Genomic DNA, 12,399 nt, shown 5'->3' with positions numbered 1-12,399 from the left:
TCAGGACCAGCTTTTCCCGGCAGGGCCTGATGCGTCACCTGGGCGCCGTGCTCACGGAAGTGACACCAGGACGAGTCAGCATCCAGCTGCCCTTCCGTGAGGAACTCACGCAACAGCACGGGTTCTTTCATGCCGGCAGCACCAGCGCGATCGCCGATTCGGCGGGGGGCTATGCCGGTTTTACGTTGTTCCCGCTGACAGCTCGGTCCTCACCATCGAGTTCAAGATCAACCTGCTGGCTCCGGCGCGAGGTGACTACCTGGAAGCCGTCGGTTGCGTCGTGCGTTCCGGACGAACCTTGACCATCTGCCAGCTCGAAGTGTCCGCCGTGACTGCCACGGAGCGCACGCTGGTCGCGCTGGGTCAACAGACGCTGATGTGCATGCATGGCAAGCAGGATGGAGATGCGAGCAAAGCCGACAACGGCACAGGAAACAAATAGCGCTGCTTCAACATGCTCGTGGCAAGCACGTTGCCGCGCCGAAGACCCGGGCTCTTACTGGTTCTTTGGTCTTACGACACCCAAGTGCCGTATCCCCAAATCACGCTGTCATCGGTAAGCAGAAACTCCTCGTAACCGAAAAGCCGCGTATCGGTGTGCCGCACGATGACCACTGGCTCCGGCAAGCGCATGCGCTTGGTGATCACGAGAGCGTGACCATGCTCCAGCAGCCAGCCAATCAGGAAGCCCGTGTCCATTGATACCTTTCCGCGGACTGCAACACAACCATGGTCGTCATGATCCTTGCCAAGGGTCTTCAGAAATTCGCGAGCGCGTGATTCGGCGAGAAGATCAAGCCGCATCAACCCAGCCTCCTCAACTGGCGTATGCGGCGCAGCCAGCCGATCGAGCTCGTCGCGGGGAAGCACAATCATGGCAGCTGTGTGCTCTGCCGCAAGCGACACACAAGCGGCCGGCATACCGGTAAGCAGTTGTACTGTTTGCGTCGTGACGCGCGTGCCACTCGGCGCAATCGGAGTTCTGTCCTGTGCATACGCGACCGTCGCCGCGACCATCGCCATCATGCTCAACAAGATTCGCATCATGTCTGTGTCCTTCATAATTGCTTGCGGCAAAAAATGTCTCCGCGCTGGCCCGAGTTTGACGGTCACCTTTGAAGGTGGAGGAACTACCTCTATCCTGACTATCGTCATCTCGACTGTGTCACCTGCTTTCCCGTGCCTATCCCATAACCCGGCCGTGCTCGAACGAGATTGAACCATGGATGCCTTCAGCTATCTCTCCGTATTACTGTCGATCATTCTTGGTCTCGCGATCACCCAGGTATTGCAGGGCTTTCGCGGTTTGATGCTGGCCCGCACCCGCTTGCATGCCTACTGGCCGTGCATATCGTGGGCAGTCCTGTTGCTGGTGATCGACGTGCAGGTGTGGTGGGCGATGTACGATCTGCGCTTTCGTCATGATTGGAGCTTCGTCGGCTTCGCCGTGGTGCTGGCACAGACGGTTCCGTTGTACCTGATGGCTGGCTTGGTGTTGCCGGATATCGGTATTGAGGGGCAGGTCGACCTGCGCACGCATTACTACGCAAATCATCGCTGGTTCTTCGCCATTCTCGGCCTGATGCTGGTCACGAGCATCGCCAAGCAGCTGGTTCTCTTTGGCAACCTGCCAGCCCTGTTGGATCTCGGCGTCCAGCTGATTTTTTTGATTGCTGCTGTCATTGCCGCCTCGACCTCGCGCGAGTGGTTCCACAAGGCACTTGTTCCATTCAGCGCGGTCACCATCGCAGCTTATATCGCCGTATTGTTCCCCTATCTGCACTGACGACGACATCCTCAAGGACAGTGTCAAAAAGATCAGAGCACGGTTGCTGGAAAAGTCGACTCTGACTTGCCTTGTGGCCGCTCCCTGTACGGCCAGCTCATCAAAGCAAGTAGCTGCGGTTGACTCTGACCAAATCAGTTTCAGGCTCCATGCTGCTCCCGGCCTTAGACTATCCGCTGAGCCTCTGGAGATTTCACATGCGCAGCCTGGACTTCAGTTCGTGGCATACGCTTCTTTCGACCCTGCTCGGACTGTCCGTGATCACGCTGCTTGGCGTTGGCTTACGCCTGTTGGCGATGCAGGCAATCCAGCAGCGGCGTGAACGCGAGAACCGCCAGATCAACGAACGCCTGCGCACGCTCATCGCGGCTTACAAGACACTGGGTGGTTCGTTCAGCGGCAATCTCGCGGTCGACCCCAGCCACATGCGCGATCTGCGGCAACGTCGCGAACAGGCACTTGCCGACGCTTCCAACCCTGCCTCAACCGAAAACGCCACGCCGCCTTCAGCCTCTGCCGCGCCATTGTCCGGCGGCGACCGCGCACGCCGGGTACGCGACGCTGTCGAGGCGGCCCTGTCCGACATCATTCTGCTCGGCACGGAGGATCAGGTGCGCCTTGCCGCAAAGGCTGCCACCGAACTGGCCGAAGGGCGCCCTACCCACACGGCCGAACTGGTGACATCGCTGCGCGACTTCATTCGCCAGGTGCTGGACCTGGAGCCCATTCCGGCAAAACTTTCCATTCCCATGCAGGGACCGACGCGCGTCGCCGCAACACGCAGCAAGGGCGAAAGCGGCGACAAAGGCAATGCCGGAGGTGGTGGCACAAAGGGCGGTGGGTCGGGTGGCGGCATGGGCGGCTTCAGCATGGGCGGAAGCCAACTTGGCGATGACGATACCGACCATCATCATTAGCCATCGCTGGCTCGATGGATTCACGACCCGCGGAGGCACTGCACCATGAGCCTGATCGACACGACTGCAGGAGTGCCTTCATCGACCGATGAAAGGGTACAGCCTGTCGCTATCGCGGACCGGATTCACGCTATCGACATGCTCAGGGGCATCGCCTTGTTCGGCGTACTCGCGGTAAATCTGGTGGGTGAGTTCCGGGTATCGCTGTTCCAGCAATTTCTTCCTGCAACGCCCTTCCTCTCGCCGCTCAACGGTGCGGTAGAGAGCTTCATCTCGATGTTTCTGGAGATGAAGGCGTTTGCGCTGTTCTCGATCCTGTTCGGCGTGGGGCTGGCCATCCAGTCGGAGCGACTTGCGCGCAGCGGTTGCCGGCTGCGTCTGCTGGTGCGGCGCCTGGCGGCACTCCTCGCGATCGGCCTGGTTCACCTGCTGCTGATCTGGAACGGTGACATCCTGACTGAGTACGCCCTGGCCGGATTCGTGGCGCTGCCGTTGCTATGGCTGCCCATCTGGAGCACGGCAGTGGCCGCGTTCGGGTTGCTCGCGTTCTATGTCGCCATGCCGGCCCTGTCTCTCCCGATCTCCTGGCCTTCCATGGTCTGGCTGCAGCAGCATGTGTCAGAGGCCAATCACGTTTATGCAACCGGTTCGTACGGGCAAATCCTGCGTTTCAGCTGGCACGAACTGGCTTGCATCTTGCCATTGCATGAGTTCGTGTTCCCACGCACCTTGGGACTGTTCCTGGTTGGCATGTTGGCGTGGCGTTCCGGCGTGCTACGGGACCCGCAGCGACATCGAAGCCTGTTGCTTGTCGTGGCCAGCCTCGGCTTGATGCTAGGGATGCTTTTGAACTCGCCGGCCCTGACGCAGGCGATGGCATCCTGGGACATGCCGCCTGCGACGAGACCCTGTCTTGAAAATGCCGCTGGCATCTTCATGGGACTTGGCTATGGCGCATCGGTTATTGCGCTGGTCGAATTCACTCGCGCCCGGAGCGTCCTTCAGGCATTCGCACCGCTCGGCCGCATGGCATTCACCAACTATCTGATGCAGTCCCTGATCTTCAGCTGGGTGTTTTTTGGCTATGGACTTGGCTATTTCGGCCGGCTTGGTGCGGCCGAGACTTTGTTCTTCGGCATCATCTTCTACATATGCCAGATGGCTCTGAGCGCCTGGTGGTTGCGCCGACACCGCTTTGGTCCCATCGAGTGGCTGTGGCGGACGCTGATGTATGGGATACGCCAGCCGATGATGGTTTCCGCTGCAACGCGATGAGCTTGGCTGTCGGACCCGACGGCATGTCGATCCCGCATGCACTCGTTCGTCGCAAGTAAGAAGGCGGCCATACCGGCCACTGCCGAGGAAACAGCCATGTCCTACATCGATGGTTTCGTGATCGCCGTACCCAACGCCAACCGCGAGCAGTTCATTGCGCACGCCAGCACCTTCGACGCCATTTTCATGGAGTTCGGCGCCACCCGGGTGGTCGAGTGCTGGGGCGAGAACGTGCCCGACGGCAAGCTCACCGATTTCCGTCGCGCCGTGCTGGCAGAGCAGGACGAATCCGTGGTGTTCTCCTGGATCGAATGGCCGGACAAGGCCACTCGCGATGCCGGCATGGAGAAATTCATGAATGATCCGCGCATGGCAGCCGCCAGCGAGTGCCCGTTCGACGGCAAGCGGATGATCTTCGGCGGCTTCGCGCCGGTGGTGAGTTTGCCAACGCAACCATGACAGATCGCACCGCGCTACCCGTTCGCCCTGCAAGACCAGGGCTGATCTTCTGCAAAGGAAACCATCATGGCTAGCAACACCATCCGTCTCCACCGCGTGCTGCGCGCGCCGCCCGAACGCGTCTACCGCGCCTTCCTCGACGCCGATGCGATCGCCAAGTGGCTCCCGCCGAACGGCTTCACCTGCAAGGTGCACCAGCTCGACGCACGGGTCGGCGGCAGCTACCGGATGTCGTTCACCAACTTCTCCAGCGGCAACGGCCACAGCTTTGGCGGCGCCTACCGGGAGCTCGTGCCGGGCGAACGGATCCAGTACACCGACCGCTTCGAGGACCCCAACCTGCCCGGCGAGATGACCACCACGATCACCCTGCGCACCGTGGCCTGCGGCACCGAATTGCAGATCGTGCAGGAAGGCCTGCCCGAGATGATCCCGGTCGAGCTGTGCTACATGGGCTGGCAGGAATCGCTGGTGCTGCTCGGCAAGCTGGTTGAGCCGGAAATTCCGGACTGACCCGCGCTACAGCGAATCGCGACATGGCTGGCCGTCGATGCTCGCTTGCGTCGCGGCCAGGATCAGTCGAGCCAATCTATCGTCATGTTCCGGGCCATCGACAGGTCCCCGCTCACCACGGAACCCGCCGGCCCAGGTAATCAAGATACTGCAGGCCTGCTTTCCCCGCCTGCGCATCGATGGTGTTGGCGAGGTTCGGAATGCTCTCCTCGATACTCAGGCGCGCCTCGGGTCCGCCCAGGTCGGTCCGCACCCAGCCCGGAGCCATGAGCAGCAGTGTTCTCTGATCATCGGCGTGGCGGGCGGCGAAGCTGCGCATGAACATGTTGAGCGCCGCCTTGCTGCTGCGATACACCTCGTGATGTCCGTTCTCGTTGTTGGTGACACTTCCCTGCCCGGAAGACATGACGCCGATCGTGCCATCGGGCAATACGACATCCAGCAGGACTTCGATTACGCGCATCGGACTCAAGGCGTTGGTAACCATCACGCGGACAAACTCGTCGGTCGACACATCCGCGATCGTTTCGTGGTCGGCATTCGTGACACCGGCATTGACGAACAGCAGGTCGAACTTTCTCAATGCCAGACGTGCGCGCAGCGCGGTCACCTGAACAGGATGGACGATGTCGACGCTCTCGATCTCAAGCCGCCCGTCGTAAGCCTCAGCCAGGTCGTGCAGTCTGGATGGGCTTGCACCACGCTCGGTGGCGACAACGTCCCACCCACGCTTGAGGTACTCCTCCGCCAGGGCGAAGCCAAGGCCGCGGGAGGCGCCAATGAGCAGGATTTTCTTGTTCAAAACGAGCGGTGGCATCAACCATGTCCTTTATCGACGTGTTCAACGAAAGGCAGCATGTCGCGGTCCAGACGAAACGGGAAAGACACCTTTTCGAACCTACGAGACCGGCACCATCACGCATGCGCACCAATCATCGCCAGCTCCTCCAGCGCATCATTGTCGAGCCGGATCGTCGCGGCCGCCAAGTTCTCACGGAGGTGCGCCAGGGAGGACGTACCCGGGATCAGCAGGATGTTGGGTGCGCGCGCCAGCAACCACGCCAGTGCTACCTGCATCGGCGTGTCGCCCAGTCGGCGGGCCACGTCGGACAAGGTGTCCGACTGCAGCGGGGTGAAGCCACCCAGTGGGAAGAACGGTACGTAGGCGATGCCGTGACGGCCGAGGTCGTCGATCAACGCGTCATCCGCGCGGTGAGCGAGATTGTAATGGTTCTGCACGCAGGCCACTTCGGCGATGCCGCGCGCCTCGGCCACCTGCGTCGCAGTGACATTGCTCAGGCCCAGGTGGCGGATCAGTCCGCGCTGCTGCAGCTCTGCCAGCGCGGTGAACTGCGCCTTGATCGATCCTTCGGCCGGCGCATGCACGTCGCCCATGACGCGCAGGTTCACCACGTCCAGCGCGTCGATGCCGAGGTTGCGCAGATTGTCGTGCACTGCCGACGTAAGTTCGGCCGGACTCTGCGCCGGGTTCCATGAGGCGTCGGCACCACGCAGCGCGCCGACCTTGGTGACGATCACCAGATCATCCGGATACGGATGCAGCGCCTCGCGGATCAACTGGTTGGTCACGTGCGGACCGTAGAAATCGCTGGTGTCGATGTGATTTACACCGCTCGCCACCGCCTCGCGCAGCACCGCCAGCGCAGCAGCGTGGTCCCTCGGCGGCCCGAACACGCCGGGGCCGGCCAGCTGCATGGCGCCGTAGCCCATGCGGTTCACCGCGCGACCACCCAGGGCAAACGTGCCCGCCTTCGTGAGGTTGCTCATGTCGTTCTCCAGACAGGGGCGGCCGGGGTGCCGCCATGCATGCATGGTACGCACATGCCGGTTGCCTGATAATCCGGTGCAATCGGCACGGGCCGTACGGAATTTCGAACAATGGATGCCAATCTGCGTGATCTGTTTGCGTTTCTGGCCGTGGTGCGCGCGGGTGGCTTCCGCGAAGGTGCGCGCGCCAGCGGGATGTCAGCCTCGCGACTGAGCGAGAGCGTGCAGCGCCTCGAAACCCGGCTCGGTGTACGCCTGCTCCACCGCACCACACGCAGCGTTTCACCCACCGAGGCCGGCGCGCGGCTGGCCGAACGGCTGTTCCCCGCACTGGGCGAAGTGGAAGCGGCGCTCGACGTGGTCAACCACGACCGCGACCGCCCGGCCGGCACGCTCAAGCTCAATGTGCCGGCCGTCGTGGCGCGACTGGTGCTGCCGGCGATCGTCGCGCCGTTCCTGAAAACCTATCCCGACATCCGCCTGGAGGTCGTCGTCGAAGACAGCTATGTGGACATGCTTGCCGCCGGTTGCGACGCCGGCATCCGCTACGACGAGCGGCTGGAGAAGGACATGATCGCCGTGCCGATCGGGCCGCGCATCCAGCGCATGGCCACGGCCGCCGCGCCGGCGTATCTCGCGGCGCACGGCCGGCCGCAACATCCACGCGACCTGCTCGCCCACGCCTGCCTGCGCGGACAGTTCGCCAGCGGCGCCATCCCAACCTGGGAATTCGAGCGGGACGGCGAGATCGTACGGGTCGATCCCGACGGCCCCCTGCTGGTGCGCCTCGGCGCGGCGGTGGACCTGAAGGTGGCCGCAGCCATCGAGGGCCTGGGCATCATCCATCTGTTCGAAGCGTGGCTGCAGCCACACCTGAACAGCGGCGCGCTCGAACCCGTGCTCGAACCTTGGTGGCAGGACTTTACCGGCCCGTACCTCTACTACTCCGGCCGCCGCCACCTGCCCGCGCCATTGCGGGCGTTCGTGGACTTCGTGAAAGCAGCAGGAAAGAGTGGGAGTTGAGCTGACTTGATTGCCACTGGCTCCCTAGCTTTCCAGGATAAGGGACCCTGACAGGGTTACGCTCTCAATTCCCCCGTTGAATGGAGAAGACCGAATGACCCACATCCTGTTTGTCGGCCAGATGCCGGAGACCGTGGATTTTTCCGACCCGTCGCTTCCCCCAGGCTTTGATGCCGACAAGATCAACGCCGGTATCGCCGTTGCCGTCACCAAGATCCAGGAACGCGGATGGCAGGGCGACACGTGCATGATCACACCCGACGAGGCCGGCATCTCCACGCTCGAAAAACAACTGAAGAGCGCCACCTATGACTGTGTGGTGATCGGCGCTGGCCTCAGACTTCCGCCGAAAACCCTGCCACTGTTCGAGACGGTGGTGAACACCGTCCATAAGGCAGCACCAGGCGCGGCCATCGCATTCAACACGCGCCCGGATGACACCGCCGACGCTGCTGCGCGCCAGCTTCATCCCGGCTGATATACGACATATTGTCGACAGGAAAACCGGGAGCGGAGTGCCTTCCCTTTCTCTTGGAAGGGCACTAAACATCTCTTTGGTTGATCACGGAACCTGCCTGTCTCGCCGGCATATCGACATGGCGTCGTGTCGATCTGCGCGCCCGTCGTTCGTCGAAGAGAATGAAGAGCATCCTCCCCGCCCCGAACCAGGAGAACCCGCATGGTCAGCAAGAACACGATTTGCCTTTGGTATGACGGCACCGCGCTGGACGCCGCGACGTTCTACGCCAAGACGTTCCCGGATAGCGCCGTGGGCGCCGTCCATCGTGCGCCGGGTGACTATCCCGCCGGCAAGCAGAGCGATGTGCTGACGGTCGAGTTCACGGTGATGGGCATCCCGTGCCTGGGCTTGAACGGTGGTCCCGGGGTTCCGCACACCGATGCGTTCTCGTTCCAGGTGTCCACCGACGATCAGGCCGAAACCGACCGCCTGTGGAACGCGATCATCGACAACGGCGGCCAGGCCAGCGCCTGCGGCTGGTGCAAGGATCGGTGGGGCCTGTCCTGGCAGATCACCCCGCGCGTCCTGATGGCAGCAATCACCGACTCTGATCCTGCAGCAGCCAAGCGCGCGTTCGACGCCATGATGGGGATGACGAAGATCGACATCGCCGCGATCGAGGCCGCCAGGCGCGGTTGACAAACGCCCGTTCGTCCCCGGATCGGGTGCCGCACCGCACACCACCGCAGCCAGCAACGCAAGGGAAAAATCCGTGAGCAAACAAGTATTCATCAACCTCCCGGTCGCCGACCTCTCGAAGTCACTGACGTTCTTCAAGGCACTCGGTTTTTCACAAAACCTGCAGTTCACCGACGACACTGGCACGTGCATCGTCGTCAGCGACACGATTTCCGTCATGTTGCTTACGCACGCCAGGTTTCGTGACTTCACGCCCAGAGCCATCTGCGACACGAGCAAGGCCGTCGAAGTTTTGCTCAACCTCAGTTGTGAGAGTCGTGATGAGGTAGATGGCCTCGTTGCCAAAGCGCTCGCCGCAGGCGGCTCGACCCACGACGAGCCGGAAGATTATGGCTTCATGTACTCGCATAGCTTTATCGACCCGGACGGCCATGGCTGGGGGCTCTTCCACATGAATGCCATGCCGGCACAGAAGTGACCTGTATGTTCAAACACGAAGACTTCCCATGATCCCCACCATCACCGCCTTTGAACGGTCGCCCGATCGCGGCAAGGGACTCGCGCGCGACATGCGCGTGCGCTGGGCGCTTGAAGAAGTGGGCCAGCCTTACGAGGTTCGTCTGGTTTCGTTCAGTGCGATGAAGGAACCCGCGCATCTGGCGCTGCATCCCTTCGGGCAGATTCCCACCTATGAGGAAGGCGACCTCGCCCTGTTCGAGTCGGGTGCCATCGTGTTCCATATCGCGGAGCGCCATGCGGGTCTGCTGCCGGACGATGTGAATGCCCGGGCGCGCGCGATCGCGTGGATGTTTGCCGCGGTCAACACGGTGGAGCCGCCAATCCTTGATCTTGTAACCGTCAAATTCCTGGAAGGCGACCAGCCCTGGAGCGAGCAGCGCCGGCCTATTGTCATGGATCGCATCCGTGACCGGCTGAAGCAACTTTCCGCTTGCCTTGGCGATGCCGACTGGCTCGATGGCGCGTTCAGCGCGGGCGATCTGATGGTGGTGGGAGTGCTACTCCGGTTGAAAGCATCGGGCCTGCTGGACGAATATCCGAACGTCGCCGCCTATGTCGCCCGCGCCGAAGCGCGGGCCGCCTTCAAGCGTGCCTTCGCCGCTCAACTGGCGGTGTTCACTGGCGAGCATCCGAACGGCTAGAAGTTGAGACTGGCGGTCAGCTTGCCTTGCCAGTGCGGCACCAGCTGCTGGCCGTTGACGTGTTGGTAGACCGGCCGCTCGACATCCGCGTAGAGACGAAACCTGCGCACGCGAAGTTCCAGTCCGGGTGACAGCAGCAGCCGCTGGTAGCCGCTGTCCGGCGGGTCCGCATTATCGCCGTGATCCTTGCTGCGTATGGACATGAGCGCCTGGAAGATTGGCGTCAGGTGCACACCGTTGCCCAGTGTCCAACCGCCCGGATACACGCCTGCGGCAGCATCCAGTTCCGTGCCGGGCCGATAGCCCTCGCGCGTATTCAACGGCTGATCCAGCTGGGCCTGGACAAATCCGCCCCAGTTGCCGGTTCCGAAATGCATCTCGTGGTAGCCGCCGAGCAGAAGATCCGTGGTGCCGGTGCCAATGGACGTGTCGCGATCAAAACCCTTGTAGGTGAAGTCGCCAGTCGCGAGCTTCGCGCCGAACGTGACACCGGTGGACATGTCATCGGAGAAGCCGGTGTACATGCCCATGATCCGGATATCGCCCAGCGCCGCGTGATCGTTGCTCACGATCAATCCGCTGTCGTCATCGGTAGTGGCGAAGTGTCGCTGCGTGTACGGAACCTCCACCATCACGCCCCAGGCGCGATTGAACGTGTGCTGGAAACCGGCGACGTAAAACTCGCTGCGGATGTGCTTGTCGTCATTGTCTGCGGCGGGCGACGACGAACTGCCGCCCCAGTTTTCCGGCTGATCCAGGTAGCTGTATTGAAGGAACACGGTGCTTTTTGCGCCGTTGGGCAGCAGTGCGCTGGTACCGACGTCGAACACGCCGCAGCCACAGGCGCACGCATGCGCAAGCGAAGGCATGGTGGCAGCCATACCGGATAGCGCCATGCCAGCAAAGGCGCGGGCGATCGGATTTTTCGGAAACATGGTCAACACCTCAAAAGCCGCCCGGGCGGACCGCTTCCACAAGAATAAATAAGGGGTCGGAGGCATTATCCAGTCGTGAAAAATAGCTCTACCCCCTTTTCTTTGAGCTTTCAGCCGTGAGGCGATCTTCAGTGCTTCCAAGCCAAGTCGAAGACAGCATCGACGATGTCTTTTCCGATTCCGTCGTTGAGAGGGCTTCGATACGGAGGGTATTTCGTCCCGACGCCCTGCTTGGCGCGCCAAGCTTCAAAATCCGTATAGGTTGCAGTTAGAGCGTCTCTTACATAGGGCCCACCCAGGCTCGCCATCGACCATCCTATCCACTGTGCAAGGTCGGGAAAGCCTGGCATCGGAGATCCCGACAGCAGCAGGGCCAGGCGGGCACACGCCGGTCCCGTCAGCGCCATGCCGCGGTTCACGTAACTGATCTGCGTCTCCGGGTATTGAACGTCCAGAGAACCCAGTGCCGTCAACGGGTCCGTCTGGGTTTGTCCGGCGACTTCGCCCAGCACGCTGGCCAAGGCGGAGGACATCAGGTCCGTCGTGGAAACGAACTGATGTAACGGTGAAGTCGCAATCTGCACCGGCGCTATCGCACCATCTTGCATATTGACCGTCACCGTTGAGACGGTCTGCCCATAGTAGGTAACGGCACGCGTGACCTTGGCATAGCCGCCCGGTCCAGTCGCGGGGGCCAGATCCAGGCCAATGGAAGAGCTGACATTCTCGTGATACATGGAGAGTGTCACCAGCAGATCTTCAGGGCTGAAGCCCATCGACATCGAAAACTGAGGCTTGCCTCCCATGCTCAGATCCGCTCGGCAAAATACCCAAGTGGTATTGGGGTTCGCAGCCCGTCCAGCGACCCGTCCAGGCAACTCCGCGTTGGAAGGGGTGAGTGAAAGCTGGAACAGTGTCCCGTCCTTCGCTGTCCCGGAAAAGCCTGAAATGGGGCCGATGCCCTTTACCTTCTCCACCGTCACTGGCGAACCGTCGTAGAGTTCCAGACCGGCGGGCGTCACCTGAGGGTTGTTGAGAAGAGGCACTTGTGCGATTTTCCCGACATTAAAATTCGGGGAGCCCACCGGAGCCGGGGGCGGTGCATAGTCGCTGAAGTACAGCGGCGTATAGAGCCTCACATAAAGGTTATTGGTAAGCGATGGTACCGCTGGTGGCGGCGTCGTGATCGCGGTGGTCAAGAACTCGACATAGCGCGCAGGTAAACTCAAAGGGGTAGTCATCCGCGTATATTCGGGATAGCTCGCGACGGGTGCCGGGTTGCCGAAAATCAGTAGATTATCGCTGTCGTTACTCATATCAACCTCGTCGAATGCTTGGAGATGGAACGCATCGATACCTCGCATACATTTGGAAAATGTGAGGT

At 61.5% G+C, this 12,399-nt stretch carries 16 protein-coding genes; 11 read left to right on the top strand and 5 right to left on the bottom strand.

The features are described from left to right. Positions 1 to 298 precede the first annotated feature (298 nt). A complete protein-coding gene (locus B0E48_RS18025) occupies positions 299 to 442 on the top strand; it encodes a hypothetical protein (RefSeq protein WP_254423901.1) in 144 nt (47 codons plus the stop codon). 71 nt (positions 443 to 513) lie between these two features. Here B0E48_RS18025 and B0E48_RS08375 read toward each other — a convergent pair whose 3' ends face one another. Then, positions 514 to 1,047, bottom strand: a complete 534-nt coding sequence (locus B0E48_RS08375) for a hypothetical protein (protein WP_139350215.1) — start codon at positions 1,045 to 1,047, stop codon at positions 514 to 516. A gap of 175 nt (positions 1,048 to 1,222) precedes the next feature. On the opposite strand from B0E48_RS08375, the gene B0E48_RS08370 reads away from it, so the two are divergent. The 5 genes from B0E48_RS08370 (at position 1,223) to B0E48_RS08350 (ending at position 4,950) form a co-directional block, all read left to right on the top strand. Then, a complete protein-coding gene (locus B0E48_RS08370; RefSeq protein ID WP_077517709.1) occupies positions 1,223 to 1,786 on the top strand; it encodes a hypothetical protein in 564 nt (187 codons plus the stop codon). A 197-nt stretch (positions 1,787 to 1,983) separates the two neighbouring features. Then, a complete protein-coding gene (locus B0E48_RS08365; protein WP_077517708.1) occupies positions 1,984 to 2,703 on the top strand; it encodes a hypothetical protein in 720 nt (239 codons plus the stop codon). A 45-nt stretch (positions 2,704 to 2,748) separates the two neighbouring features. Continuing rightward, positions 2,749 to 3,978, top strand: coding sequence for a DUF418 domain-containing protein (locus tag B0E48_RS08360; RefSeq protein WP_077517707.1), 1,230 nt, complete (start codon positions 2,749 to 2,751; stop codon positions 3,976 to 3,978). Positions 3,979 to 4,074: 96 nt separating this feature from the next. Continuing rightward, entirely contained in the window at positions 4,075 to 4,437 is a 363-nt protein-coding gene (locus B0E48_RS08355; protein ID WP_077518349.1) for a DUF1428 domain-containing protein, read from the top strand. Positions 4,438 to 4,503: 66 nt separating this feature from the next. Beyond that, positions 4,504 to 4,950, top strand: coding sequence for an SRPBCC family protein (locus tag B0E48_RS08350; RefSeq protein WP_077517706.1), 447 nt, complete (start codon positions 4,504 to 4,506; stop codon positions 4,948 to 4,950). A 112-nt stretch (positions 4,951 to 5,062) separates the two neighbouring features. Here B0E48_RS08350 and B0E48_RS08345 read toward each other — a convergent pair whose 3' ends face one another. Together B0E48_RS08345 and B0E48_RS08340 are read right to left on the bottom strand one after the other, a co-directional pair. Then, the gene (locus tag B0E48_RS08345; protein ID WP_077517705.1) at positions 5,063 to 5,767 is read right to left on the bottom strand and encodes an SDR family NAD(P)-dependent oxidoreductase; all 705 of its coding nucleotides are present in this window, start codon (positions 5,765 to 5,767) and stop codon (positions 5,063 to 5,065) included. 98 nt (positions 5,768 to 5,865) lie between these two features. Further along, on the bottom strand, positions 5,866 to 6,738 hold the full coding sequence (locus tag B0E48_RS08340) for an aldo/keto reductase family oxidoreductase (protein ID WP_077517704.1): 873 nt from the start codon (positions 6,736 to 6,738) through the stop codon (positions 5,866 to 5,868). Between the two features lie 132 nt (positions 6,739 to 6,870). Between B0E48_RS08340 and B0E48_RS08335 the strand changes: the two genes are divergently transcribed. The 5 genes from B0E48_RS08335 to B0E48_RS08315 all read left to right on the top strand — a co-directional run bounded on the left by B0E48_RS08335 (position 6,871) and on the right by B0E48_RS08315 (position 10,080). Beyond that, positions 6,871 to 7,761 carry a LysR family transcriptional regulator gene (locus B0E48_RS08335; RefSeq protein ID WP_217317980.1) on the top strand — a complete coding sequence of 297 codons (891 nt, stop codon included), beginning with the start codon at positions 6,871 to 6,873 and terminating at the stop codon, positions 7,759 to 7,761. Between the two features lie 94 nt (positions 7,762 to 7,855). After that, complete coding sequence (locus tag B0E48_RS08330) at positions 7,856 to 8,239, top strand: hypothetical protein (protein ID WP_077517702.1); 384 nt, start codon at positions 7,856 to 7,858, stop codon at positions 8,237 to 8,239. A gap of 201 nt (positions 8,240 to 8,440) precedes the next feature. Next, positions 8,441 to 8,920, top strand: coding sequence for a VOC family protein (locus tag B0E48_RS08325; protein WP_077517701.1), 480 nt, complete (start codon positions 8,441 to 8,443; stop codon positions 8,918 to 8,920). A 73-nt stretch (positions 8,921 to 8,993) separates the two neighbouring features. Next, positions 8,994 to 9,398 carry a VOC family protein gene (locus B0E48_RS08320; protein ID WP_077517700.1) on the top strand — a complete coding sequence of 135 codons (405 nt, stop codon included), beginning with the start codon at positions 8,994 to 8,996 and terminating at the stop codon, positions 9,396 to 9,398. Between the two features lie 28 nt (positions 9,399 to 9,426). Then, positions 9,427 to 10,080 (top strand): glutathione S-transferase family protein, encoded by a 654-nt coding sequence (locus B0E48_RS08315; protein ID WP_077517699.1) that lies wholly within the window; start codon positions 9,427 to 9,429, stop codon positions 10,078 to 10,080. Here B0E48_RS08315 and B0E48_RS08310 read toward each other — a convergent pair. After that, positions 10,077 to 11,156 carry a hypothetical protein gene (locus tag B0E48_RS08310; RefSeq protein WP_139350214.1) on the bottom strand — a complete coding sequence of 360 codons (1,080 nt, stop codon included), beginning with the start codon at positions 11,154 to 11,156 and terminating at the stop codon, positions 10,077 to 10,079. The genes B0E48_RS08315 and B0E48_RS08310 overlap by 4 nt on opposite strands. Beyond that, complete coding sequence (locus B0E48_RS08305) at positions 11,144 to 12,331, bottom strand: hypothetical protein (protein WP_139350213.1); 1,188 nt, start codon at positions 12,329 to 12,331, stop codon at positions 11,144 to 11,146. Before B0E48_RS08305 ends, B0E48_RS08310 begins: the two co-directional genes overlap by 13 nt. Between the last annotated feature and the right edge of the window lie 68 nt (positions 12,332 to 12,399).

The sequence above is a fragment of the Rhodanobacter sp. C03 genome (genome assembly GCF_002001175.1).
GTDB lineage: Bacteria > Pseudomonadota > Gammaproteobacteria > Xanthomonadales > Rhodanobacteraceae > Rhodanobacter.
This window is presented reverse-complemented; position numbering and strand designations above follow the sequence as displayed.

Bases quoted from the DNA above. Each gene is read 5' to 3' on its own strand.
- B0E48_RS08340 (WP_077517704.1), bottom strand. From the start codon at position 6,738: ATGAGCAACCTCACGAAGGCGGGCACGTTTGCCCTGGGTGGTCGCGCG.
- B0E48_RS08315 (WP_077517699.1), top strand. From the start codon at position 9,427: ATGATCCCCACCATCACCGCCTTTGAACGGTCGCCCGATCGCGGCAAG.
- B0E48_RS08360 (WP_077517707.1), top strand. From the start codon at position 2,749: ATGAGCCTGATCGACACGACTGCAGGAGTGCCTTCATCGACCGATGAA.
- B0E48_RS08350 (WP_077517706.1), top strand. From the start codon at position 4,504: ATGGCTAGCAACACCATCCGTCTCCACCGCGTGCTGCGCGCGCCGCCC.
- B0E48_RS08365 (WP_077517708.1), top strand. From the start codon at position 1,984: ATGCGCAGCCTGGACTTCAGTTCGTGGCATACGCTTCTTTCGACCCTG.
- B0E48_RS08305 (WP_139350213.1), bottom strand. From the start codon at position 12,331: ATGAGTAACGACAGCGATAATCTACTGATTTTCGGCAACCCGGCACCC.
- B0E48_RS08330 (WP_077517702.1), top strand. From the start codon at position 7,856: ATGACCCACATCCTGTTTGTCGGCCAGATGCCGGAGACCGTGGATTTT.
- B0E48_RS08370 (WP_077517709.1), top strand. From the start codon at position 1,223: ATGGATGCCTTCAGCTATCTCTCCGTATTACTGTCGATCATTCTTGGT.
- B0E48_RS08375 (WP_139350215.1), bottom strand. From the start codon at position 1,047: ATGATGCGAATCTTGTTGAGCATGATGGCGATGGTCGCGGCGACGGTC.
- B0E48_RS08345 (WP_077517705.1), bottom strand. From the start codon at position 5,767: ATGCCACCGCTCGTTTTGAACAAGAAAATCCTGCTCATTGGCGCCTCC.
- B0E48_RS08355 (WP_077518349.1), top strand. From the start codon at position 4,075: ATGTCCTACATCGATGGTTTCGTGATCGCCGTACCCAACGCCAACCGC.
- B0E48_RS08325 (WP_077517701.1), top strand. From the start codon at position 8,441: ATGGTCAGCAAGAACACGATTTGCCTTTGGTATGACGGCACCGCGCTG.